This window comes from Citrobacter sp. 172116965, assembly GCF_013458095.1.
GTDB lineage: Bacteria > Pseudomonadota > Gammaproteobacteria > Enterobacterales > Enterobacteriaceae > Citrobacter > Citrobacter braakii.
In genome coordinates, this window is the sequence record NZ_CP046673.1 from 1,097,949 (window position 1) to 1,122,064 (window position 24,116).

The 24,116-nt window shown below is 51.0% G+C and carries 19 protein-coding genes; 12 read left to right on the plus strand and 7 right to left on the minus strand.

The window, feature by feature from the left end; all coding sequences use genetic code 11:
- Positions 1 to 767: 767 nt before the first annotated feature.
- The 7 genes from pepT (at position 768) to foxA (ending at position 10,153) form a co-directional block, all read left to right on the plus strand.
- Entirely contained in the window at positions 768 to 2,024 is a 1,257-nt protein-coding gene (gene pepT / locus GPJ68_RS05290) for a peptidase T (protein WP_016155790.1), read from the plus strand.
- Positions 2,021 to 3,382, plus strand: coding sequence for a C4-dicarboxylate transporter DcuC (gene dcuC / locus GPJ68_RS05295; protein WP_016151934.1), 1,362 nt, complete (start codon positions 2,021 to 2,023; stop codon positions 3,380 to 3,382). The genes pepT and dcuC overlap by 4 nt, the downstream gene beginning before the upstream one ends.
- Before the next feature lie 527 nt (positions 3,383 to 3,909).
- On the plus strand, positions 3,910 to 4,545 hold the full coding sequence (locus GPJ68_RS05300; RefSeq protein WP_016151935.1) for a DUF2913 family protein: 636 nt from the start codon (positions 3,910 to 3,912) through the stop codon (positions 4,543 to 4,545).
- 91 nt (positions 4,546 to 4,636) lie between these two features.
- Entirely contained in the window at positions 4,637 to 4,876 is a 240-nt protein-coding gene (locus tag GPJ68_RS05305) for a hypothetical protein (protein WP_016151936.1), read from the plus strand.
- A gap of 208 nt (positions 4,877 to 5,084) precedes the next feature.
- Positions 5,085 to 6,653 (plus strand): methyl-accepting chemotaxis protein, encoded by a 1,569-nt coding sequence (locus GPJ68_RS05310; RefSeq protein WP_049270910.1) that lies wholly within the window; start codon positions 5,085 to 5,087, stop codon positions 6,651 to 6,653.
- A gap of 286 nt (positions 6,654 to 6,939) precedes the next feature.
- The gene (locus GPJ68_RS05315) at positions 6,940 to 7,923 is read left to right on the plus strand and encodes a helix-turn-helix transcriptional regulator (protein ID WP_032931274.1); all 984 of its coding nucleotides are present in this window, start codon (positions 6,940 to 6,942) and stop codon (positions 7,921 to 7,923) included.
- A 121-nt stretch (positions 7,924 to 8,044) separates the two neighbouring features.
- Positions 8,045 to 10,153 carry a ferrioxamine B receptor FoxA gene (gene foxA, locus GPJ68_RS05320; protein WP_088583119.1) on the plus strand — a complete coding sequence of 703 codons (2,109 nt, stop codon included), beginning with the start codon at positions 8,045 to 8,047 and terminating at the stop codon, positions 10,151 to 10,153.
- 106 nt (positions 10,154 to 10,259) lie between these two features.
- Here the strand turns inward: foxA and GPJ68_RS05325 are convergent, their stop codons facing one another.
- From GPJ68_RS05325 to GPJ68_RS05340, 4 genes are all read right to left on the minus strand, one after another.
- Positions 10,260 to 10,769, minus strand: coding sequence for a hypothetical protein (locus GPJ68_RS05325; protein WP_223307927.1), 510 nt, complete (start codon positions 10,767 to 10,769; stop codon positions 10,260 to 10,262).
- A gap of 183 nt (positions 10,770 to 10,952) precedes the next feature.
- Positions 10,953 to 12,047, minus strand: coding sequence for a 4Fe-4S binding protein (locus GPJ68_RS05330; RefSeq protein ID WP_104651284.1), 1,095 nt, complete (start codon positions 12,045 to 12,047; stop codon positions 10,953 to 10,955).
- A gap of 219 nt (positions 12,048 to 12,266) precedes the next feature.
- Positions 12,267 to 13,655, minus strand: coding sequence for a diguanylate cyclase (locus GPJ68_RS05335; RefSeq protein ID WP_180837162.1), 1,389 nt, complete (start codon positions 13,653 to 13,655; stop codon positions 12,267 to 12,269).
- 79 nt (positions 13,656 to 13,734) lie between these two features.
- On the minus strand, positions 13,735 to 14,367 hold the full coding sequence (locus GPJ68_RS05340; protein WP_003830900.1) for a LysE family transporter: 633 nt from the start codon (positions 14,365 to 14,367) through the stop codon (positions 13,735 to 13,737).
- 273 nt (positions 14,368 to 14,640) lie between these two features.
- Between GPJ68_RS05340 and yahO the strand changes: the two genes are divergently transcribed.
- The gene (gene yahO / locus GPJ68_RS05345; protein WP_016151944.1) at positions 14,641 to 14,916 is read left to right on the plus strand and encodes a DUF1471 family periplasmic protein YahO; all 276 of its coding nucleotides are present in this window, start codon (positions 14,641 to 14,643) and stop codon (positions 14,914 to 14,916) included.
- Positions 14,917 to 14,948: 32 nt separating this feature from the next.
- Here yahO and prpR read toward each other — a convergent pair whose 3' ends face one another.
- Positions 14,949 to 16,559, minus strand: coding sequence for a propionate catabolism operon regulatory protein PrpR (gene prpR / locus GPJ68_RS05350; RefSeq protein ID WP_046275626.1), 1,611 nt, complete (start codon positions 16,557 to 16,559; stop codon positions 14,949 to 14,951).
- A 251-nt stretch (positions 16,560 to 16,810) separates the two neighbouring features.
- Here prpR and prpB point away from each other — a divergent pair, with 251 nt between their 5' ends.
- The 4 genes from prpB (at position 16,811) to prpE (ending at position 22,358) form a co-directional block, all read left to right on the plus strand.
- Positions 16,811 to 17,692, plus strand: coding sequence for a methylisocitrate lyase (prpB, locus tag GPJ68_RS05355; protein WP_016155797.1), 882 nt, complete (start codon positions 16,811 to 16,813; stop codon positions 17,690 to 17,692).
- A gap of 80 nt (positions 17,693 to 17,772) precedes the next feature.
- Positions 17,773 to 18,942, plus strand: coding sequence for a 2-methylcitrate synthase (prpC, locus tag GPJ68_RS05360; RefSeq protein WP_047497899.1), 1,170 nt, complete (start codon positions 17,773 to 17,775; stop codon positions 18,940 to 18,942).
- 38 nt (positions 18,943 to 18,980) lie between these two features.
- On the plus strand, positions 18,981 to 20,432 hold the full coding sequence (locus GPJ68_RS05365; RefSeq protein ID WP_016155798.1) for a bifunctional 2-methylcitrate dehydratase/aconitate hydratase: 1,452 nt from the start codon (positions 18,981 to 18,983) through the stop codon (positions 20,430 to 20,432).
- 39 nt (positions 20,433 to 20,471) lie between these two features.
- Positions 20,472 to 22,358: a propionate--CoA ligase gene (gene prpE / locus GPJ68_RS05370; protein WP_104651285.1), complete on the plus strand. Its 1,887-nt coding sequence runs from the start codon at positions 20,472 to 20,474 to the stop codon at positions 22,356 to 22,358.
- A 44-nt stretch (positions 22,359 to 22,402) separates the two neighbouring features.
- On the opposite strand, the gene GPJ68_RS05375 is transcribed toward prpE, so the two are convergent.
- Both GPJ68_RS05375 and GPJ68_RS05380 read right to left on the minus strand, forming a co-directional pair.
- Positions 22,403 to 22,675, minus strand: coding sequence for a YceK/YidQ family lipoprotein (locus GPJ68_RS05375; RefSeq protein ID WP_104651286.1), 273 nt, complete (start codon positions 22,673 to 22,675; stop codon positions 22,403 to 22,405).
- A gap of 155 nt (positions 22,676 to 22,830) precedes the next feature.
- Entirely contained in the window at positions 22,831 to 24,084 is a 1,254-nt protein-coding gene (locus GPJ68_RS05380) for an MFS transporter (RefSeq protein WP_046275623.1), read from the minus strand.
- Between the last annotated feature and the right edge of the window lie 32 nt (positions 24,085 to 24,116).

A 24,116-nucleotide genomic window follows, 5' to 3' on the forward strand; every position in this document is an offset into this window, starting at 1 on the left:
AAAACTATAAGTATGTCCTTAACACCCGTATTACCTCTGCCCTGAATCTCTTCTCGGGGGAGAGGTTTTTTTTGCCTTCCTATTATTTGGTTTATCGTCATAAATAGAAATTTTAATATTATCGTTATTGATGTTAAACATTATTGTTTACGACGATTTAGCTCTACTGACCCCTACGGCAATATTGAAATAGTATCACCCTGAATCTATTTCATAGTGAATAGTATAATTCTGTCTATGTTTATGTGGGTATTATATAGCTTTCCTTATAACTACCTTTTTTTCAGCGCGATAGAAGTTTTTTGCTTTTGAGGTAATTGTGATTTTGTTCACGGATTTTAGTGCGCGAAGTGGCTATTTGTAGAGAGGTGCAAACGGTTGCATGTTGCTGATACAGTATTCGTTCATTAAAAAAATATCGCGATGGTATGTCTTATGCCAGTACAGAGTACAGGAATCTAAATGATTTCTATTATCTCATAGGTATAGGGATGCCGTTTATGACTTCTGTTAGCTTAACACCATGGGAAATAGCAGTAAAAACAGACAGGGAATATGATTTTATCAATCAGAAAGGAGTTTTTAATCGCAGGTATAATCACTGGCCTTTTTATCTTCCTTTATATAAATCGTTGTCGTAATGCCCATAAAATCAGCGTTCTGGGATGAGCGCTGATTTTATTTGGTTCTCAGATTATTTACTCCACGCTGCATGCAGAACACCTCTCGCAGTACCTCATAAATGATACATTAAAGGATCTCCTGGAATGGATATTGTTGAACGCTTTATTAACTACACGAAAATCAATACCACGACATCAAGGGAAAACGGCGCTAATGGGATAATGCCTTCTTCTCCTGGTCAAATGGAACTGGCAAAACTGCTTGCAGCAGAACTTGAAGCATTAGGAATGGAAAACATTGAGGTCAGGGATACCGCTATAGTGACGGCAACCTTACCTGCAAATACTGATGACACGATCCCGGTGGTCTCTTTTTTTGGTCATCTGGATACCAGTGCGGAACAGACGGCAGACACCAAAGCACAGCGCCTGCATTATCACGGCGGGGATTTATGCCTGAACAAAGAGCTGAATATTTACCTGCGCGAAAGTGAATTTCCGGAACTGAAAAATTATATCGGTGATGACCTGCTGGTGACCGACGGGACCAGTCTGTTGGGCGCTGATGATAAAGCAGCCATCGCCGCGATTATGAATGCTCTTGAGTATCTGGTCGCACACCCGGAAATAAAACATGGGCCGGTAAAAGTGGGTTTTGTCCCGGATGAGGAACAGGGCTTGCGTGGCGCAAAAGCGTTTGATGTTGCCGCGTTTGGTGCTGATTTTGGCTATACCCTGGATTGCTGCGGTATCGGTGAGTTTGTTTACGAGAACTGGAATGCGGGCGATGCGGAAATCATCTTTACCGGCCAGTCCGCACACCCGATGTCGGCCAAAGGTAAGTTAAAGAATTCGCTGCTGATGGCGCATAAGTTTATTGCCATGCTCCCAGGGGGAGAAGCGCCTGAATATACGGAAGGGCGCGAAGGGTATTACTGGGTAAAACAGCTACAGGGTAACAGCGCCCGCACGGTACTTAAGCTGGATATCCGCGATTTCAGTGAAGAAGGTTATAAGGCGCGTATGGCGTTTATTCGCCAGCTTGCCGTCAGCACCTGTGCCCTGTGGGGGGAAAACAGCGTGGTCTGTCATTTAGCCGATCGCTACGCGAATGTGTTGAACAGTTTGCAGGGGGACGCTCACTACCCGATTGATATTGCATTCCGCGCGTATCAGAAATGCGGCATAACGCCCGCACCTGTCGCCATGCGTGGCGGGTATGATGGCGCGGTACTGTCGCAGAAAGGATTGCCGTGCCCGAATATTTTTACCGGTGCTCATAACTTCCATTCAATTTATGAGTATCTGCCGGTGCGTTCTCTGCGGGCCGCCAGTGATGTGGTGGTGGCGGTGATTGAGGAAACTTATACTGAGTTCGCGCAGCGGAGAGCTCAGTCATGATTCAGGTGTTAATCGCACTTCTGGTGATCGTGGTGGTCGCGCGTCTGATTCTGAAAGGTTATCGCGCTGAACCGGTGCTCTTCATTGCGGGCTTAGTCTTGATGATTTGCACCGCGTTAACCGGATGGGGGTCCGTATTACCGAAGGGGGTTGCCAGTACGGGAATTTCCTTTCTCGATCCTTTCGAGGTAATGCGCGATCTCTTCAGCACGCGCGCCGCCGATCTCGGCCTGATGATCATGGCGTTAATGGGATTTGCGCATTACATGGATCATATCGGCGCAAATGAGGCGGTCGTGCGGGTAGTAACGAAACCCTTACGGGCGCTGCGTTCGCCCTATGTGCTCCTCTTTTTCTCCTACCTGCTCGCCAGCCTCCTGCAGTTGGCCATTCCTTCTGCAACCGGGCTTGCCGTGTTGCTGATGGGGACCATGTTCCCCATTATGCTGGGATTAGGGCTCTCAGCGGCCTCGGCTGCTGGGGTCATTGCTACTTCGCTTGGCGTGGCTTACACCCCGACGGCAATCGATGCTATCAGGGGCTCTAAAGCAGTGAATATGGATGTAGTGGAATATGTTGTTTACCACCAGGGACCCGCCGCGCTGGCAACGGTTCTGGTTGTCGGCGTGTGCCATTTTTTCTGGCAGCGGCATTGCGACCGTAAAGCAGGGACGTTACCGCGGGAAATCGGTAGCGCAGAAGTGACTGATTCAGGAAAATCCCCGGCTTTTTACGCGCTGCTCCCCATGCTTCCGATACTGATGGCAGTAGGATCATCCGAAATGTTCGTCAGGGGTATCAACCTGAATATTATAACCATTGTCCTCATTTCAATGACCATCTGTATGCTGATTGAATGGCTGCGGGTGCGTGATTTAAAGTCGGTCTGCGAAGGTTTCAGCCATTTCCTGAAAGGAATGGGCACTGCGTTTACCGGTGTGGTTGGACTGTTGGTTGCGGCAGGGGTTTTTGCTCACGGAATTAAAGTCATCGGTGCGATCGATCAGCTCATTCTGATGGCCGAACACGTGGGATTACCGCCGTTTGCCATGGCGGTAGTATTTGCGCTGGTGACGCTGGCCGCGGCGATCATTATGGGGTCGGGGAATGCGCCATTCCTCGCCTTCGTTGAGCTCATCCCGCAAATTGCCGCCAGTATGGGCGCTAACGCCGTTGCCATGATCCTGCCGATGCAGCAGGCATCGCATATGGGACGGGCCATTTCACCGGTATCCGGCGTCGTGATTGCCGTTTCCAGCGGAGCGAAAATAACCCCATTCGATGTGGTGAAGCGTACCGCCGTACCGCTGATTGTGGGGTTCGTTACTCACACCCTGATCATCGGTATTTTCTATTAACCGTACCAGCGACAAGCCAACTTCCGGTTCATTGAATCCGGAGGTTGGCTTTTTGAATTAGGCGAAATTTAAAAGCGTTAATATTACTGATACCTGTATAAAAAGCCTTGCCTGCTGCTGTGAGGCTGTCTGTCGCTCAGCGGAGGATAAAATGCGATTCCATTAGGATGTTTAATGGCTGTTTAGCGTTGAAATGGGTGTTTGTCTTGGGTGTCTGGTCAAAACTATCAGGATATTTCTTCTAATCAGCAATTTTTGAAGTTTTATGATGATCATATTTTTAACAGTAGGTGGAATTGATAACCTGTGAGTATTATTAGTTTTTATCTTTATCGTATAATTCTTATTATTTATCGCTGAGCCATCCGGGCATCAATGATTAATAAGAGTGATGTGTTAAGTTTGCAATTTTATTACATAGGGATTAATTAATCTGGATCATATTTTGATGTTTTTAGTTGTAGTATTTTTTAAAATGAAATAATGCAAGATTTACATGTAATAATGATTTATTTGGGCAGGTTTAAGTGGTAAGGGATTCAGGAAAAGTTAGTACGTTACGACACCATTATCAGGATGACCTGGAAGCGTTTACCTGGAGTGCATTGGTAGCAATTGGTATCGCAATACGGGACCGTAAGATTCATTCTAAAATGTCAGAGCATCTTTTTATTATGCAATGGCTGGCCATCGCTAAAAAAAGAAAGCTCTTCTCAAGGAATGTAATCAATGAACTTCAATGGCTAATAGATGAAGGGAAGAAAAAAAGCCTCAATGCACAACTTAAATTTAAAATAGAATATCTATACTCGACTTCGAGTGGCGATGTATCGATGCAAAACGACTATTTTAAGTTTACTCATACGATTGAGGTGTTGAGAAATAATGGCTGGGAAAGCTTTCTGCTTACGCCAGAGAAATGGCGAGATCTGCATGAAAAGATTAAGGTAAGAGAAGGTAATTTTATTTTTATGGATGACACTCGGCTGCAGGCGTGTTTTGGCGTGCAGGGTGAGATTGTCAAACCCTTCTGTATCCGGGTATATGGCGATGTTGAGTTTGCAAAGTTAACGTTCATTAAACATAACCTTCCGGCTGAATTTGTAAAACACGTTTCAAATGAGTTTTATCACTTCCATTTTCTTCTGGTAAGTAATGCTTAACTGACGATGTGAACAATGTGCTGTTAATGCAAAGAATAGATTGATCAACTTGTAAATTTATCGGATAGAAACCACGCGCCAAGGACAGCGAATGTTTACTCGAAAGTTAGTGATTGCCAACGAATGGATAAGGTTGTCTGATATTCCAGACAGTGTGTCCATTTCTTTTCGGGGCGTTCTCGAGATAACTGAAAGTACAGGTGTGCCAGACGCCAGCACGCCGTTGTTACGTTTAGAAAATGAAATGGCACCGATCACCGTCGATTCGTTGTCCTGGGTGCGGGTGCCTGTCGATAGTCAGAAAGACATTACCGTTTATATCCATAAATAATATTAATGTTGAATAGTTTTGGCCTTATTTTTGCCAATGTTAGAGGGCTGCTGTTTATCGCAGTATGTCCCCCTGAGTAATTAATTTATTACCTAAGAATGAATACGGAAACTTTCTAATAATTAACCATTTTACAGGTTAAGGTATTGCGTGATGTGTCGATAACAATTAAGTCGTAGGGGATTTTTATTGTTATGGAGATGTTTAAATGTTAAAGAATATGAGAATTAAAACCAGCCTGTTATTATTACTGTTGTTATTTACCTTCATGCAGTTCTTTTCCAATGGATTTGAGTTAGTTGATCTCAAAGGAAATCAAAAAAATACGTTATTACTACATAACATCATTAAGGAGCAGGATACCCTGCATAAGGTCGTTGAGGCTGTTTATAAAGTCAGAAGCGTTCGTGATAATATTCAACAACATAATGCGACCGATGCCCGACAGACAGTGAATCAAATGCAAGATCAGATGGCGTATGCCAGAAAACAGTTCGATATTTTCTGGGGTATTCCTGGATTGACGGCTGACGATCCGCAAATCGGTAAAGTCATCAGAACGGCTTTTGAGCAACAAATGAATGCTGAGCAAAAGTCTATTGATACATTAAATCAGACGCTTTCCAGCAACAGTATTATTAATGCACAAGAAAATGCTAATGCGGAATTGCTCGCGGCTCGCAAAAATTTCGATAACGAAGTGACGAATTATTACAAATCAACAATGCTGATTGGTGAGAAGATCGTTGCACAAACACACGTTCAGTTTAATACCTCGATCCTGAAAGTATCCGTGATCCTGGTCATTACGGTACTTATCTTCTTTATCTGTAATTTCTGGTTGAACCGGACCATCATTCAGCCTTTAAAAATCGTTTCTGAGCATTTTGCGCGGATTGGTAAAGGCGATCTCAGCCATCCTGTTAAGGTGTCGGGTAACAATGAAATCGGCGTACTGTGCTTAAATTTGCATAATATGCAAAAAGGCCTGCGGGAGACTGTCAGCACTATTCGCGATGGCGTTGAGTCTATTAATATCGGTATGCAGGAAATTGCTTCGGGTAATTCCGATTTATCAACCAGAACGGAACAGCAGGCTGCGGCAGTCGTTGAAACGGCGGCCAGTATGGAGCAGATTTCAGTCACAACAAAAAATAATACTGATAAGTCACATCAGGCATCCGTCATGACCAGCGAAAGCACGGAAATGGCATTGCGTGGCGAGCGTTTAATGAGTGATATGGTTGAGAAAATTCACCTGATCAGCCGTAATGCGCAAGGCGTGAACGAAATATCCAATGTTATTGATAGTATTGCTTTTCAAACCAATATCCTGGCATTAAACGCGGCGGTGGAAGCCGCACGCGCTGGTGAGTCCGGGCGTGGGTTTGCCGTTGTGGCGAGTGAAGTTCGAACGCTTGCTCAGCGCAGCGCCTCCTCGGCGAAAGAAATCAGTGAATTGGTTGCCAAAGCGGCAATTAGCGTTAAGGAAGGGGTAGAGATTGCCGAAAACAGTGGCGCCATGATGGCGGATATTGCGAAGGCAATACGCAACATTAATGTCTTAATGGAAGATATCTCCGGAGCCTCGGGGGAACAGAGTCGCGGCATCGAACAGATCCGGGTTGCGGTAACGCAAATGGAGCAAGTGACTCAGCAAAACGCCTCGCTGGTTGAGGAGATAGCCGCCACGACAGGCAGTGTGGAAGAGCAGTCGGCAATGCTATCCCAGGCTGTGGCGGTGTTCCAGGTGGAGGAAAACCAGCCTTCAGCATAATAAATAGAGTACAAACTCGGCGGGTATCGAGGTGCGTTTGACGTGCCCGTTTATGACAGTGAGAAAGGTTGAGCTGCACACGGCTCACAGACCGCAGTTCATCAGGTGTCAATGTTGCCTGATGAGCTGCGTGAGAAAAATATCGGGAATGACGTTCTCCAACGCGATTTGAAATCGCATACGTCATGTTGATAATAATTCTCATTATTATTGTTGTGTTGTACAGGTAATGGTAATGTTGCTTCAGTTATCAACCGTTAATCCCATTTCCTGTGCAGAAGACAGCATGAACAACACCACCGCCCTGAATACGTCCAGACGCGTAGCCCGCACCTTCTCCGTCAGCGAGTTTATGGATTTTGGTGAGCGTTACGGGATCGATTACCGCTTTCCCCTGCTGGCGCAAAAGCCGGATTTGTCGTCTTGCAGCCCCGTTCTGCAGGGGGAGGTTGAGGAGATGACGCTCCCCTGCGGGATGTGTGTCACGCACTCTGATGTGCAGGTGCTACAACCCTACGAAACCACCTCCCGCCACAGCAGTCCTCTGTATATGCTGGTGGTTCTGGAAGGCTGCGTCATCCTGACGCTCAACGGGCAGGAGCATGTGGTGCGTTCCGGGATGGCGTTTAGCTCACGCCTGAGCGAGCATCAGACGATGCGTGCCCGCCATCATGCTGACTGCAAACTGCGCACGTTATCGCTCGGTCTGTATCCCGACGGCGCGTGGCGCACGGGGTTGCTCGAATCGTTGATGCGTGAGTGGGAAAGATGCGAAACGCCGACGCTTATCTGGCAGGTGCCGGGGTTTTTACTCAGCGGCCTGCAGTATGCGCAGCGGAGCACGATCGGCCATGTTTCTCGCCAACTGATGCTGGAAGGGCTGATATTACAACTGTTCGGCCATGGCCTCAGCGTGTGTCAGGTTGAGAGTGGCAAGCGGCTTGCGGCAAGCGGTGAACAGCAGCGGCTGGAGGTCGTTCGTCGTCTTCTGGAGCAGAGTCCCGAGAATGACTACACCCTCAATGCCCTGGCCCAACGCGCGGCGATGAGCCCCAGCAGCCTGCGCAGCAAGTTCCGTGCGGCCTATGGCTGTTCCGTCTTTGACTACCTGCGTGATTGCCGTCTTGAACGCGCGCGCGGCTATTTACTGGAAGGATACAGCGTACAGCAGGCGGCCTGGATGTCGGGTTATCAACATGCTACCAACTTCTCTACCGCATTTCGGCGTCGTTACGGCTTTTCGCCTGGCGATGTGCTCAAACTTTGCTAATCCATTTTTACGTTTTTCGCACGTGCCTTCCCGACAATTTGGCACTGCGCATAGGCAACCTGGCATCCTGCATAGCTATCTCCGTTAGCAAAAAGGTAATAATTCTCACTTACAATTAGACATGCCTTTGGAGATATTCATGTTCGCGAAGACTCGGTTGGCGCTATTGGTGGGATGGGTGACCGGTAGCGTGGCTTTTCCACTGCTGGCGCAGGAAACAACAAAAAACGATACGGTGGTTGTCACCTCGCAAATGCAAAGCGGGGCCACGAAGCTCGCCACGCCGGATCTTGAAACGCCTCAGTCGGTATCGATCATTACCCGTGAACAGTTTGAAGAGCAGGGCGCAACCAGCGTGCGCCAGGCCGTAAGCTATACGCCGGGGGTGTACAGCAATCAGATTGGTGCCTCCAACCGCTTTGACTATATTGTGCTGCGTGGTTTCTCGGATGGTAGCCTGGACAACGTCTATCTCGATGGCCTGAAGATGATGGGGGACACCAACTCACACAGCTCGCTGGTGGTCGATCCGTGGTTCCTCGAAGATATCGAAGTGGTACGCGGCCCGGCTTCCGTACTGTATGGCCGTTCTTCTCCGGGCGGTATTGTCGCGCTGACATCACGTAAGCCGTCGTTTGATGCCGGCGGAGAAGTGAAACTGTTTGCTGGCAACAATAACCAGCGCGGCGCGGCGTTTGACGTCACTGGGGCGCTGGATGATAACGATCGCGTGGCGGCACGACTGAGTGGAATGACGCGTTACGCGGACTCGCAGTTTGGCCCATTGAAGGAAGAACGTTATGCGCTGATGCCCAGCCTGACCTGGCGCATCACCGACCAGACGCGTCTGGATCTGATGGCTTATCTGCACCGTGACCCGGAAGGCGGAAGCCACTCCGGTCTGCCGTATGACGGCACCGTGGTTCCACATTACGGGCAAAAGATCTCCAACACCTTTTACGAAGGCGAGGATGATTACGACAAATACGATCGCCGTGAAAACATGGTGGGCTACAACGTTGAGCACCTGTTTGATAACGGCTGGTCGGTGCGGCAAAAACTGCGCTACCTGCATACCGACGTTGAGCTGAATCAGGTGTATGCGGCGGGCTGGCTGAATGAAACCGAGCTTAACCGCGGCTACTCCGGCTCCGATGAAAAAATGTCAGCGATTACGCTGGATAACCAACTCGACGGCAGCTTTGATACCTGGCAGGTCAACCACCGTGTGCTGGTGGGGATCGACTATCAGGATCGCAGCAACAATACCACCGGTTACTACGGTGCATTCCCGCCGATTGACGCCTTTAACCCGGTATACGGCGCGCAGCCTGATTACATCAACATGTATGCGCGTGAGAAGCACAAGCTGCGCCAGACAGGCTACTATTTGCAGGATCAGATGTCATGGGATCGCTGGCGTATTACGCTCGGCGGTCGCTACGATCAGGTGAGCGTTTCTAACATTGATAAGATCAACGATACCCGCAGCGATCTGGACAAAAACAACTTCAGCACCCGTGCTGCGCTGCTCTATTTGTTCGATAACGGCTTTGCGCCATATGTGAGTTATTCCACCGCCTTTACGCCAACCAGCTTTGCCGATGAGAACGGCAATCTGCTGGATCCGATGAAAGGCAAGCAGTGGGAAGCCGGGCTGAAATATGAGCCGGAAGGACTCAACAGTCAGTTCAGCGCGTCGGTATTCCGTATCAATCAGACGAATATCGCCACCAAAGAAGAGCCGACCGATCCGTACCGCTCGATTGGGGAAATTGAGTCTGAAGGGGTAGAGCTGGAGGCCATTAGCCAATTGACGGAGAGCTTCCGTCTGCAGGCGGCGTATACCTATACCGACATTCGCTATAAGAAAAGCAGCCCGGAAGAGCAGGGTAAGCGTGCAGTGTACGCGCCGCGTAACCAGGCCAGTACCTGGCTGAGCTACGATGTGAAAAGCGGTCCGCTGGATGGCCTGACGCTGGGCTCAGGCGTGCGTTATGTCAACGGTATTGCCAGCGATCGCCTGAATACTCACACTCTGCCGTCCTACACGCTGGTGGATATGGCAATTGGCTACGACTTAACGAATATCGGTATTAAAGGGTTGAGCGCTCAGTTGAACGTCAACAACCTGACCGACAAGCGCTACGTTGCGGCTTGTAATTCGCTCTCATACTGCTACTTCGGCGCCGAGCGCAGCATTGTCGGCAGCGTTTCATGGAAGTTCTGAGTATCGTTTTTTAGCCGGATGGCGGCGCTGGCGTCTTATCAAGCCTACAGATGCGTGCAAATTGTAGGCCTGATAAGCGCAGCGCCATCAGGCTGGGGGATTGCGGTTATTGCGTAAAACCGTTTTGCATACAAATCTGCGCGCTGGTTCTCAGGGTAAAGGCGACTTTGTCTGGGTACTGGCTGTAATAGTTATGCTCTTCTTCCAACCCTTTCGCCTGCGCCAGACGTACCGTTTCCAGCGAGCAGGTACGGTAGATCAGGTCTTTATTCATATTGGTCTGCTTTTCACGCTGTTTATCTGCGGACAGCGCCAGCCAGCTCTCGGACAGCGAGTAATCGTAGACCACCCGATTTCCTTTCGCCTGCACATTTTCAATGGTAATGAATTCGTCGATTTTCAGTCTTGGCTGCCCACGCATTTTTTTCTTATCTTCTGCTGCGGCATATTGGGCCAGCGCATTAATATCCATGCCTGCTATTTTCTGTTTATAGATATCGACATAAGCGGCGGGCTGCTGATAACGCTGAGCGTAAGCGTTTCTTAATTCTCCATCGCTCACCGTACAACCCGCCAGAAACAGAGGTAAAAGCAGCGCCAGTTTTATTTTAGTCATGATGTTATCCCGTTCATTATTGTGGTCCCAGTCGCCCATAACATAATAAAAAAATGATTACGGGTGATATTTAAGGTTGTATAAACGGGGGCACGATGACACAAGTGCAATAGTCTTAAAATGGCGTTACAGGCAGGAAACCCTGCCAGAATTGGCAGGGGTTTTGAACATACTGGTAAAGAATTAATGGCCGATCATTTTTGCTTTCGGGATCAACTGGAAATACAGGTGATCCGGCACCGGCGTATCCCAGACGTTGGCATATACCGCATAACCAATGGTGGCAAACAGAATCCCCAGCACCAGTATTGTCATGGCAATACCCGACAGTGCCGTTTGTCGCCATAACGCTTTACCGCTGCCTTTTGCACCCGGCGGTGTCTGCAGGGAAAAGCTCAGCGTTGAAGCCACCGGACAGGATTCAACACAGGTCATGCAGCCAGTGCATTCCACAGTACGCACCTGAATCAGTCTGTCGACCGGGATTTTCGATGGGCAATTTTTCGCGCATTTCCCGCAATCAATGCAACTGTCGGCGTTGCGGCGGATTTTAAACGGCGAGAACAGCGAGAACAGACCAAGCAGTGCGCCGTAAGGACACAGATAACGACACCAGGCGTTGCGAATAAACAGGCTCAGGAGGCTGATAACCACCACGGAGATGAGCGTGGCGGAGCCAATATGGCGAAAGAAATCGAGCATCTTCACATCGATGATGATTCCATAGGCTGACGTCAGAAAGTACTGAATCCCCTGGGCGGGCATCGACAGGGCGATATACAAGAAAAACCCCAGCAGCAGATACTTCAGGCTGAGCAGCGGGATATCCAGCCAGCGCGGCAGCGTAAAGTTACGACCGAATAATTTTCTCCCCAGATTACCGAGCAGTTCGGAAAGCGTCCCCACCGGGCATAACCATGAACAGAAAGCTTTTTTTAACAACAGGCTAATCAGGATAAACGCAACGAACAGCAGCATAGAGGCGGCATGGATGGGCGGAAGAAAACCGGTCTCCAGCGTATAGCGGAAATTCATCAAACCCGCTATCGGCAGCCATCCCTCAATACCGCCGGGCCTTGGAATATAAACGCTGGTGCCGGCGGTTTCGAAATAGCGGACCCAATACCAGAACGCCACGCCAATATAAATATTGATAGCCAGCAGGAGAAACTGGGTGGCTTTTCGCCAGCTGCTGGCGTTGCGCCAGTCATTCCACGGCAGTTTGCCCCCGGTCGTGCCTGGGCGGCGCTGCCAGCGCGTTCTCATCTTCCCGTTCATGGTTTTATAGTATCCCTCATATTTCCCCTTCTGCATTCAGAAGGCGTCATCACCGGGATATGCTAGCGCTATTCAGATTTGGTGTATTTGATTTGCATCTTATTACGCGGCTGTTATTTTCTTCATGCCAATATGCCTGAAAAATAATAACAGCCCGATATTTATCACAGGTCAGATAAATACCCTGAACGGGGTATTTATTTCTCTGCTGGGCAACGATTATTCCTGATAAACCTCAACGCGGTCGCGGCCATTACTTTTCGCCAGATAAAGTGCGCGATCGGCTTTATCAACCAACTGTTTATAGTCGGGATGATAGTCATATTCGGCAATACCAATACTGACGGTAATAGAAAACGTTTCTGTCGCTGAGGCTGCCATGCGCATCTCGGCAATTTTCATACGCAGCGTTTCCAGAATAATACTGGCCTGTGTTTCATCTGACTCGACGAGCAGAATCATAAATTCTTCGCCACCGTAGCGGAATACGTAATCGCTGCTGCGGATATGATCGTAAATGACCGCCGCGACGTTTTTGAGCGTCAGATCGCCAGTATTATGCCCGAAGTTATCGTTAATTTGCTTGAAGTAGTCGATATCCAGCATCGCCAGGGTAAAAGGCTTACGCGTATGTAACGCCAGCGAGATCTCGCGCCGCATGATGGTCGGAATAAAGCGGCGATTAAGCAACTGGGTCAGCGAATCTTTACCATTTTCCTGCTTAACCAGCGCGTCGAACATTGAGGCGAGCAGGAAATGGATTTTTGCCGATAGCTGGCGTACATCCTGCAATAAGCTCATCCGCTCGGGTTCTGTCGGCTGATGCTGATGCGACAGGGTTGTCGTCAGACGACTGTCGATCTCTGCAATCAGTGATTCCATCTTATTCAGCAGATTGCTGTTGCCGAGGATATGTTTTCCCTTATGTGATAACCACATACCGAAGTCAAAATTCGCCAGAAACACCATCTCACCGAAAGGCATTCCGGTGGCGATGTTATAAATAAACTGGTTTTCCCAGTCGGTAAACGAACGGATTTGCCGCTCGCGCTCAACGTTAACGTCATCGTAAATAGTCTGTAGACGGTACTGCTCCTGCGTGTGCATAGAGTTTTGAAAACTGGGGGAATAGGAGACCGTCATGGCCTCCAGCGCAGTATCCATTGCCAGACTGCTGAAACAGATAGCATCGCTCAGCAAGGCGGGAGTGGAATCCGCCTTTGTTTTTAACACCCTGTACAGCTCATCTTTCAGCTTGCGCGCGCCGCGGTTGACCAGATCGATGGGCAGGCCGATACGGGCATGCACCACACCAATTTTGCGCTGTTTGGCCAGCAGTTGTGAGAGATCTTCGTGGGCGCTGCCAAGTACGCTGCGCAGCCAGTCAAACATGCTGCCGCTGAGGCGGGTACTGACCTGTTCTGTATTGAGGAACAATGCGCTCTCCGCATGGGAGAGCATATAGTCATAAAAAACGGTTACTAAATGGCGGATCTCTTCATCGCTTAACGATGTCAGGAGCGTGTGAACTTCAGGCGATGTTTGACGTAACAGCGCCTGCCATTCTGTAAGGAGTAATGTGTCGTTTACCGGTTCAACCTGTTCCATCTTACTGCCACTCAACGTGCGATTAAAAATTCAGGCGGTATTACGGACAATTACCTCACGATGGTCAAGTTAAACTCTCTTATCGATGGCTAATACCTTCATAAATAAGCCTGAGCGCGAAGACACCAATAATGGCGCCAATCACCCGGCTGGCAACCCGTTGGATTCGGCCATACGCACGGCGCACGGCGGGCAACGAAAACGCCTGGCTGAGAAAAATACGCCAGATAACGGAAGACAACACAATCCCGGCCCAGGCCATCAACCTGGCCCACGTTGGCGTGTCTGCGCTTAAGGTGACCGAGAAGATACTAATAAAAAACAGCACGGTTTGCGGATTAGATAAATCCGTTAATAACCCACGGCGGAAAAACACATACCAGGGGGCGGAAAGCGGCTGCTGTAGCGTTGGCATTTGCGGTGTCGCCTGATGCCGGATGCTGTTCCAGGCGAACCACAGCAGATAAGCGCCGCCGACAATCTTAATCAACGAAAAAATCTCTTCACACTGAGTGATAAGCGTCGCCATGCCAAAGAGCCCGAGGCCGGAGTAGAACGCATCGCCTAAGGCGACGCCCAGACCGGTCATTACGCCCGCGCGTCGCCCTGACGCCAGGCTGGTTTGCACCACCACAAACAGGTTCGCGCCGGGGTTAAAAAAAGTTAAAACAAACAGGCTGACGGTGAGTACGACGGCGTGCAGAGGTTCCATAGACAACAATTCCTCAGATTCTCATAAAGTTAACACTATAATTTCAGTGCGCTGCCTGTTCTGAGGATCAACTCACACTGGCTATTGAAACTTTGAACAGGTTGACGCGCTGCTACCCGGTGACCGGTTTTTTCTGCGCCGCAAAATCTCTATATATTCCTGCTGAATGTGGATTTTTTATCCAGGCTGGACTAGTTATTAATCATCCTTGAATCGCGTTATGTAATGTTCAGGGATCGATGATGGCGTAATAACAAAACCTGGAGCTGGTCTATGAAAACTGGAATTAAAGTACTTATTGGTGCATTAGCTTTTGTCGTGACCAACGCATATGCCGCGGAATTTATGACAAAACTTGAATTTGAAAAGGTTGAGTCGCAGTACACAAAAATCGGTGATATCTCAACGAGTAATGAAGTTTCTGTCTCAGACGCTAAAGAAGAGCTGCTGAAGAAAGCAGAAGAGAAAGGGGCCGATGTGGTGGTATTAACCTCCGGTCAAACGGATAATAAAATCCATGGCACAGCCAATATCTACAAGAAAAAATAATACGCTACTGTAAAAATCACGATACCCGCCGGTCATTGTATCGGCGGGTTTTCTTTTAATCTGCGCCAGAAGGTGGTTCGGCTTACCCCGAGATATCGTGCAGCCGCGGTTTTATCGCCATTGAATTGCGCCAGCACCTGCTGCGGCGTCAGCGATGAGGATACCTGCGGCGCGTCAGCAGCAACGGCCAGTTCCGGTAACAACTGCTGCAGGAATTGTACGTTCAGCTCCGGCTGCGGCTCGACGCTTAAAAACAGCGCCAGGCGCTCCATCATATTACGCAGTTCACGGATATTCCCAGGCCAGCCATAATTCAGTAACGTCGGTTGACTCAGACCCAGCCCCTTGCGCACAGGTTCAGAAAACGGCACCTCCAGTTCCGCCAGCGACTGTTTTAAAAAGCCTTCCGCCAGCGGCAGGATATCGGGCAATCGCTCGCGTAGCGGCGGTAGCGTGAGGCGCAAAATACTCAGGCGATAAAACAGATCGGTGCGAAATTCTCCCTGTTTTATCTCCTGCTCCAGATGACAGTGGGTGGCGCTAATCACCCGTACATCGACCGGAATCGGCTGATGTCCACCGACCCGGGTGACCTCTTTTTCTTCCAGCACGCGCAGCAGTCGGGTTTGTAACGGCAGCGGCATTTCGCCTATCTCATCAAGAAACAGCGTTCCGCCGTGGGCGATTTCAAACAGGCCCGCGCGTCCTCCCCGACGGGAGCCGGTAAAGGCGCCATCCTCATAGCCGAACAGCTCCGCCTCCAGTAATGATTCGGTGATTGCCCCGCAGTTGACGGCAACAAACGGCGGCGAAGGTTTACCGCGCCGGTTCTCCTGACGGGTGAAAAACTCACGATGAATTGCCTGCGCCGCCAGCTCTTTGCCCGTGCCGGTTTCGCCCTGAATCAGCACCGGCGCACGCGAACGGGCATAAAGCATAATAGTGTGCCGCACCTGTTCCATCTGTGCCGAGTGACCGCGCATATCCCCCAATGCATAGCGGGTGCGCAGCGTATCGCCGGAAACGTACGGACCGTTTCTGCGCAGCGTCAGACGAGTCATATCGAGCGCATCGACAAAGGCCTGGCGCACGGTGGCCGCCGAATAGATAAAGATGCCGGTCATGCCTGCTTCTTCAGCCAGGTCGGTAATCAACCCCGCGCCGACGACCGCCTGCGTGCCGCTGGCTTTCAGTTCGTTGATTTGCCCACGGGCATCTTCTTCCGTGATATAGCTGCGTTGTTCAAGCTGCAAATTGAAGGTTTTTTGAAAAGCGAGCAGCGCGGGGAGGGTTTCCTGATAGGTAATGACGCCAATCGACGAGGTGAGCTTTCCCGCTTTGGCCAGCGCCTGTAGCACGTCAAACCCGCTGGGTTTAATCAGGATCACCGGAATCGATAAACGGCTTTTCAGATACGCCCCGTTGGAACCCGCGGCAATGATGGCATCACAACGCTCGGTGGCTAACTTCTTGCGGATATACGTCACCGCTTTTTCAAAACCAAGCTGAATAGGGGTGATGGTTGCCAGGTGGTCGAACTCCAGGCTGATGTCGCGAAACAGTTCGAACAGGCGCGTGACCGAAACGGTCCAGATAACCGGTTTGTCGTCGTTCACCCGCGGCGGAAGATGCGTATCAGCCATAACCATCCTAAAAAATAAGGCACCGAGTATTAGGGTTTAGTTGTGTTTCATGAATGTTGCAATGAAACGTGAAGGAACGTTTCATGAAACGATAGCTGACACGCTTTTGTGCAACAAAGATACAAGGATTTAATTTAATATATTGTTTTTAAAGGTAAATATATAAAATAATTAAAAATTAAGGTCTTTGGCATACCCCTTGCTTTAAATAAATCAACGAACGATAACAAGTTGATAACAAAGGACGGGATATGTCTCTACACTCCCCAGGGCAGGCGTTTCGCGCCGCGCTCAGCAAAGAAAACCCATTACAAATCGTTGGCACCATTAACGCCAACCACGCTCTGCTGGCCCAACGCGCCGGATATCAGGCGATTTATCTCTCCGGCGGCGGCGTCGCGGCTGGGTCTCTGGGTCTGCCGGATCTTGGTATTTCTACCCTTGATGATGTGCTAACCGATATTCGCCGTATTACTGATGTTTGCCCGCTGCCATTGCTGGTGGATGCGGATATCGGTTTTGGATCGTCAGCCTTCAACGTGGCGCGGACCGTGAAGTCGATTTCCAAAGCCGGTGCCGCCGCGCTGCATATTGAAGATCAGATCGGCGCCAAACGCTGCGGTCATCGCCCGAACAAGGCGATCGTCTCGAAAGAAGAGATGGTCGACAGGATCCGCGCCGCCGTGGATGCGCGTACCGATCCCAACTTTGTGATCATGGCGCGGACCGATGCCTTGGCGGTGGAAGGGTTAGAGGCCGCCATCGAACGTGCCCAGGCGTACGTCGAAGCAGGCGCGGATATGTTGTTCCCGGAAGCCATTACCGAGCTTGCCATGTACCGTCAGTTTGCCGATGCGGTACAGGTGCCGATCCTCGCCAACATTACCGAATTTGGCGCTACGCCACTGTTCACCACCGATGAACTGCGCAGCGCGAACGTCGCGATGGCGCTGTATCCACTGTCGGCCTTCCGCGCCATGAACCGCGCTGCGGAAAAGGTTTACAACGTGCTGCGCCAGGAAGGAACGCAAAAGAGCGTTATCGACATTATGCAGACGCGCAACGAGCTGTACGAAAGCATCAATTACTACCAGTTCGAAGAGAAACTCGACGCGTTGTATACCAAGAAGTAACCGTCGTAGGCCGGATAAGGCGTAGCTGCCATCCGGCAATAAATTTGTACCCTACATATTATAAAAATGACGAGGACAACATGAGCGACACAACGATCCTGCAAAATAGTACCCATGTCATTAAACCTAAAAAATCGGTTGCGCTGTCAGGCGTCGCCGCCGGAAATACCGCGCTGTGTACCGTAGGCAAAAGCGGTAACGACCTGCACTATCGCGGCTACGATATTCTCGACCTGGCGCAGCAGTGCGAATTTGAAGAAGTCGCGCACCTGCTGATCCACGGGAAATTGCCCACCCGTGATGAGCTCACCGCCTATAAAATCAAATTAAAAGCGCTGCGCGGACTGCCCGCAAACGTGCGTACCGTTCTGGAAGCGCTGCCTGCTGCCTCGCACCCGATGGACGTGATGCGCACCGGCGTCTCCGCGCTGGGCTGTACGTTGCCGGAAAAAGAAGGGCATACCGTCTCCGGCGCACGCGATATTGCCGACAAGCTGCTGGCATCGCTCAGTTCTATTCTCCTGTACTGGTATCACTACAGCCATAACGGCGAGCGTATTCAGCCTGAAACTGACGATGATTCCATTGGCGGCCACTTCCTGCATCTGCTGCATGGCGAAAAGCCGTCGCGAAGCTGGGAAAAAGCGATGCATATTTCGCTGGTGCTGTACGCCGAACACGAATTCAACGCCTCCACCTTCACCAGCCGCGTGATTGCAGGGACCGGATCCGATATGTATTCCGCGATTATTGGCGCGATTGGCGCACTGCGTGGTCCGAAACACGGCGGGGCGAATGAAGTATCGCTGGAGATCCAACAGCGCTACGAAACGCCAGACGAAGCGGAAGCGGATATCCGTAAACGCGTTGAAAACAAAGAAGTGGTGATTGGCTTTGGTCATCCGGTTTACACCATCGCCGACCCGCGCCATCAGGTGATAAAGCGCGTGGCGAAACAGCTTTCTCAGGAAGGCGGTTCGCTGAAAATGTACAACATCGCCGACCGTCTGGAAGACGTGATGTGGGAAACGAAAAAGATGTTCCCCAACCTCGACTGGTTCTCGGCAGTCTCCTACAACATGATGGGCGTCCCGACTGAAATGTTCACACCGCTGTTTGTCATCGCCCGCGTCACCGGCTGGGCGGCGCACATCATTGAACAGCGCCAGGACAACAAAATTATCCGTCCTTCCGCCAATTACACCGGCCCGGAAGATCGTGTCTTTGTCGCGATAGATCAGCGTTGCTAATGCAAAACCTCTAAATATAAAAAACAGGAACCCTTGTTATGTCTGCACATATTTCGAACGTCCGCCCGGAATTTGACCGTGAAATCGTTGATATCGTTGATTACGTCATGAATTACGAGATCACTTCGACGGTAGCGTATGACACCGCGCATTATTGCCTGCTTGATACCTTAGGCTGCGGGCTGGAAGCGCTGGAATATCCGGCCTGTAAAAAACTGCTGGGGCCGGTAGTCCCAGGGACTGTGGTGCCGAACGGCGTGCGCGTTCCGGGCACCCAGTTCCAGCTCGACCCGGTGCAGGCGGCGTTTAACATCGGCGCGATGATCCGCTGGCTGGACTTTAACGACACCTGGCTGGCCGCGGAATGGGGTCATCCTTCCGATAACCTCGGCGGCATTCTGGCCACGGCTGACTGGCTGTCACGCAATGCGGTAGCGGTGGGGAAAGCGCCGTTAACCATGAAAAAAGTGCTCACCGGAATGATTAAAGCCCATGAAATTCAGGGCTGCATCGCGCTGGAAAACTCTTTTAACCGCGTCGGTCTCGATCACGTCCTGCTGGTCAAAGTGGCCTCCACGGCGGTGGTCGCCGAGATGCTTGGCCTGAACCGGGATGAAATCCTCAACGCCGTGTCGCTGGCGTGGGTTGACGGGCAGTCGCTGCGTACCTATCGCCATGCGCCAAATACCGGCACGCGTAAATCCTGGGCGGCTGGCGATGCAACTTCGCGCGCGGTACGTCTGGCACTGATGGCGAAAACCGGTGAGATGGGGTATCCGTCTGCGCTGACGGCGAAAACCTGGGGCTTTTATGACGTCTCTTTCAAAGGCGAATCGTTCCGCTTCCAGCGCCCGTACGGCTCTTATGTGATGGAAAACGTGCTGTTTAAAATCTCCTTCCCGGCCGAGTTCCACTCGCAGACTGCGGTAGAGGCGGCGATGACGCTGTACGAGCAGCTACAGGCTGCAGGGAAAACGGCGGCGGATATCGAAAAAGTGACCATTCGTACGCACGAAGCCTGTATCCGCATCATCGATAAAAAAGGCCCGCTGAATAACCCGGCGGATCGCGATCACTGCATCCAGTATATGGTCGCCATTCCGCTGCTGTTCGGGCGTTTAACCGCGGCAGATTATGAAGACGGCGTGGCGCAGGACAAACGCATTGATGCCCTGCGCGAGAAGATCAACTGCTTTGAAGATCCGGCCTTTACAGCCGATTACCACGATCCTGAAAAACGCGCCATCGCGAATGCCATCACCCTGGAATTCACCGACGGCTCACGTTTTGAAGAAGTGGTGGTGGAGTACCCAATCGGCCATGCGCGCCGTCGTAACGACGGGATGCCGAAGCTGGTCGAGAAGTTCAAAATCAACCTGGCGCGTCAGTTCCCGACCCGTCAGCAGCAGCGCATTCTGGATGTCTCCCTGGACAGAACTCGCCTGGAGCAGATGCCGGTCAATGAGTATATGGATTTGTTTGTTATCTGAAACCCGACTCATCAGGCGTAAGTTCAACAGGAGAGCATTATGTCTTATAGCGAGTTTTATCAACGTTCTATTACGCAGCCGGAGTCGTTCTGGGCCGAGCAGGCCCAGCGTATTGACTGGCAGCAGCCGTATACGCAGGTACTGGACCACAGCAATCCGCCGTTTGCCCGCTGGTTTTGCGGCGGGACGACCAATCTGTGCCATAACGCCATCGACCGCTGGCTGGAGAAACAGCCCGAGGCGCTGGCGCTGATTGCTGTGTCATCAGAAACCGAAGAAGAACGCACGTTTACCTTTCGTCAGTTGTATGACGAAGTGAATGTTGTGGCAGCGATGCTGTTGTCGCTCGGCGTACAGCGCGGGGATCGGGTACTGGTTTATATGCCGATGATCGCCGAAGCGCACATTACGCTGCTGGCCTGCGCGCGCATTGGGGCGATCCATTCGGTGGTGTTCGGTGGTTTTGCTTCGCACAGCGTGGCGGCGCGCATCGACGACGCCCGACCAGTGGTTATCGTTTCGGCGGATGCCGGGGCGCGCGGCGGCAAGATCCTGCCCTATAAAAAGCTACTCGATGATGCGATCGATCAGGCTCAGCATCAGCCGCGTCATGTGGTGCTGGTCGACCGCGGTCTGGCGAAAATGGCGCGGGTGGAGGGGCGTGACCTCGACTTTGCCGCGCTACGCCAACAGCATCTCGGCGCACGGGTGCCGGTTGTCTGGCTGGAGTCGAACGAAACGTCCTGCATTCTCTACACCTCCGGGACAACCGGTAAACCGAAAGGCGTCCAGCGCGACGTTGGTGGTTACGCGGTCGCGCTGGCGACCTCGATGGACACCATTTTCGGCGGCAAAGCGGGCGGCGTGTTCTTCTGCGCGTCGGATATCGGCTGGGTGGTTGGGCATTCCTATATCGTGTATGCCCCGCTGCTGGCGGGGATGGCGACGGTGGTTTACGAAGGGCTGCCAACGTATCCGGACTGCGGCGTATGGTGGAAAATTGTTGAGAAGTATCAGGTCAGCCGGATGTTCTCGGCCCCGACCGCCATCCGCGTGCTGAAAAAATTCCCAACCGCGCAAATCCACAATCACGATCTCTCCTCGCTGGAGGTGCTGTATCTGGCGGGTGAGCCGCTGGACGAACCGACCGCCAGTTGGGTAACGGAAACGCTGGGCGTCCCGGTTATCGACAACTATTGGCAGACTGAATCCGGCTGGCCGATTATGGCTATCGCCCGCGGGCTGGACGACCGACCGTCGCGGCTGGGCAGTCCTGGCGTGCCGATGTACGGCTATAACGTGCAGTTGCTCAATGAGGTGACCGGTGAACCTTGTGCGGCGAACGAGAAGGGGATGCTGGTGATTGAAGGGCCGCTGCCGCCGGGCTGTATTCAGACTATCTGGGGGGATGACGCGCGGTTTGTGAATACCTACTGGTCGCTGTTTTCCCGCCAGGTGTACGCCACCTTTGACTGGGGCATTCGCGATTCCGATGGCTATTACTTCATTCTTGGCCGTACGGATGACGTGATCAACGTGGCCGGACACCGGCTGGGGACGCGCGAGATAGAGGAGAGTATTTCCAGCTATCCAAACGTCGCCGAAGTGGCGGTGGTCGGTGTGAAGGATGCGCTGAAAGGTCAGGTGGCGGTCGCGTTTGTTATTCCAAAACAGAGCGACAGTCTGGAAGACAGCGACATTGCCCATTCGGAAGAGAAGGCGATTATGGCGCTGGTGGACAGTCAAATTGGTAATTTTGGTCGTCCGGCGCACGTCTGGTTTGTGTCGCAGCTGCCGAAAACACGCTCCGGCAAAATGCTCAGACGGACGATTCAGGCGATCTGCGAAGGCCGCGATCCTGGCGATCTGACGACCATTGACGATCCCGCATCGTTGCAGCAAATCCGTCAGGCGATCGAGGAGTAACGTCGTGTGATGCCCGGTGGCGCAATGCTTACCGGGCCTACGTTCTAATCAACTTTCTTATACGGCCCGTGATAGTAATCAAACGGCGCATAAACCGTATCGGCCACGAACGATAACGGCACATCAACAAATAACAGCGCTAAATCGAAATAGTTATAATCGTAAGCGCCCGGGTTTTTTAGTTTATCAATATCATGGCGCATTCCCACGTAATACGTATCTGAATCCTCGCCTTCCGTGCGCGCATCAATGCTGCCACATCCTGTAAGTAATACGCTGATAAAGAGCGTTGTTACCGCAACCGTCTTTTTGCTCATGCTATGACCTGGCTTCTCGCCCCGTTTTACCATAACGATAAAAAAGCGGCGTGTTGTCCTCGGAACTTAAACCACCAGGTCAGGACTCATCGTGTGAGGATGGCACATCGAAGGCCGGATAAACCACGTGAGTGGTGTATCCGGCAAAGAGGCTTTTACAGCGTGACGCTTTCGCGACGACGCAGCAGAGAAAACGGCCCCGGTCCACTTAGGGTAAATACGGAAATCAACGTGAAGCTCAGCGCAATTATCCCAAGCACCAGATACGCCCCCTGGAAACCAATACTCTCATACATTTTTCCGGCCAGAACTGACATGAAAATCATTGCTAACTGTTTGAAGAAACAGAAGCACACCAGGTAAATTGTGGCCGAGAAGCGCACTTCAAACTGACTGGTGATGTATTTGAAGCAACCGACGATCAGGAACGGTATTTCAAACATATGCAGCGTTTTGAGAATGACGACCTCCAGCGCAGAGGTGGCGAAGGAGGAGCCGATGATCCGCACCGACATTATCGTACCGGCCAGCAGTAAGGCGTTCTTTCCGCCAATGCGGTTCACAATCAGCGGCGCAAAGAACATGATAGAGGCATTAAGTAATTCCCCCATGGTCGTGACGTAGCCAAACACACGGGTACCCTGTTCGCCGGTGGCAAAGAACGAGGTAAAGAAGTTGGCGAACTGCTGGTCAAACACATCATACGTACAGGAAACGCCGACCACGTACAGGGAGAGGAACCAGAGTTTCGGTTGTTTAAATAACTCCAGCGCTAGCTTCAGACTGAATGCTGAGTTGTTGGCGCCTACCGCATCCGCAACTTTTGCAGAAGAGGGGACATCTGTTTTTGAAAAGAGCAGCAGCAATGCCAGAATGACCGCACAGCCGGAACCTAACCAGAAGACAAACTGGTTATTGATGGTGAACATAATCCCGGCAATTGAGGCGCACAGCGCCCAGCCCACGCAGCCAAACATGCGCGCGCGACCAAATTCAAAATTGCTTCGGCGGCTGGCTTTTTCAATATAGGCTTCAATCGCCGGGGCGCCGGCATTGTAGATAAAGCCAAGGTAAATCCCGCCGACAATCGAACCCAGTAAAATATTAACCTGTAATAACGGGCCAAAGACGTAAATAAAGAACGGGGCAAACATTACCAGCATTCCGGTAATTACCCACAGCAGGTGTTTACGCAGGCCAAGCTTATCGGAAAGCAGTCCGAAAACAGGCTGGAATAATAACGAAAATAGTGAAATACAGGCGAAAATGATCCCGGTGTCACCTTTACTGATATGGTTTACATCGTGTAACCAGATAGGGAAGAAGGGGAAATAGGCACCCATAATGAAAAAGTAAAAGAAAAAGAAGAAGCCGAACATCCAAAAGTTAGTGTTTTTCAAATAATACATAATGGACTTCCTTACGATGAATGCGGGCAGGG

Coding starts and splice junctions, on each gene's coding strand:
- pepT (WP_016155790.1), top strand. CDS start 768: ATGGATATTGTTGAACGCTTTATTAACTACACGAAAATCAATACCACG.
- dcuC (WP_016151934.1), top strand. CDS start 2,021: ATGATTCAGGTGTTAATCGCACTTCTGGTGATCGTGGTGGTCGCGCGT.
- GPJ68_RS05305 (WP_016151936.1), top strand. CDS start 4,637: ATGTTTACTCGAAAGTTAGTGATTGCCAACGAATGGATAAGGTTGTCT.
- GPJ68_RS05310 (WP_049270910.1), top strand. CDS start 5,085: ATGTTAAAGAATATGAGAATTAAAACCAGCCTGTTATTATTACTGTTG.
- GPJ68_RS05315 (WP_032931274.1), top strand. CDS start 6,940: ATGAACAACACCACCGCCCTGAATACGTCCAGACGCGTAGCCCGCACC.
- foxA (WP_088583119.1), top strand. CDS start 8,045: ATGCCTTTGGAGATATTCATGTTCGCGAAGACTCGGTTGGCGCTATTG.
- GPJ68_RS05325 (WP_223307927.1), bottom strand. CDS start 10,769: ATGACTAAAATAAAACTGGCGCTGCTTTTACCTCTGTTTCTGGCGGGT.
- GPJ68_RS05330 (WP_104651284.1), bottom strand. CDS start 12,047: ATGAACGGGAAGATGAGAACGCGCTGGCAGCGCCGCCCAGGCACGACC.
- GPJ68_RS05335 (WP_180837162.1), bottom strand. CDS start 13,655: ATGGAACAGGTTGAACCGGTAAACGACACATTACTCCTTACAGAATGG.
- GPJ68_RS05340 (WP_003830900.1), bottom strand. CDS start 14,367: ATGGAACCTCTGCACGCCGTCGTACTCACCGTCAGCCTGTTTGTTTTA.
- yahO (WP_016151944.1), top strand. CDS start 14,641: ATGAAAACTGGAATTAAAGTACTTATTGGTGCATTAGCTTTTGTCGTG.
- prpR (WP_046275626.1), bottom strand. CDS start 16,559: ATGGCTGATACGCATCTTCCGCCGCGGGTGAACGACGACAAACCGGTT.
- prpB (WP_016155797.1), top strand. CDS start 16,811: ATGTCTCTACACTCCCCAGGGCAGGCGTTTCGCGCCGCGCTCAGCAAA.
- prpC (WP_047497899.1), top strand. CDS start 17,773: ATGAGCGACACAACGATCCTGCAAAATAGTACCCATGTCATTAAACCT.
- GPJ68_RS05365 (WP_016155798.1), top strand. CDS start 18,981: ATGTCTGCACATATTTCGAACGTCCGCCCGGAATTTGACCGTGAAATC.
- prpE (WP_104651285.1), top strand. CDS start 20,472: ATGTCTTATAGCGAGTTTTATCAACGTTCTATTACGCAGCCGGAGTCG.
- GPJ68_RS05375 (WP_104651286.1), bottom strand. CDS start 22,675: ATGAGCAAAAAGACGGTTGCGGTAACAACGCTCTTTATCAGCGTATTA.
- GPJ68_RS05380 (WP_046275623.1), bottom strand. CDS start 24,084: ATGTATTATTTGAAAAACACTAACTTTTGGATGTTCGGCTTCTTCTTT.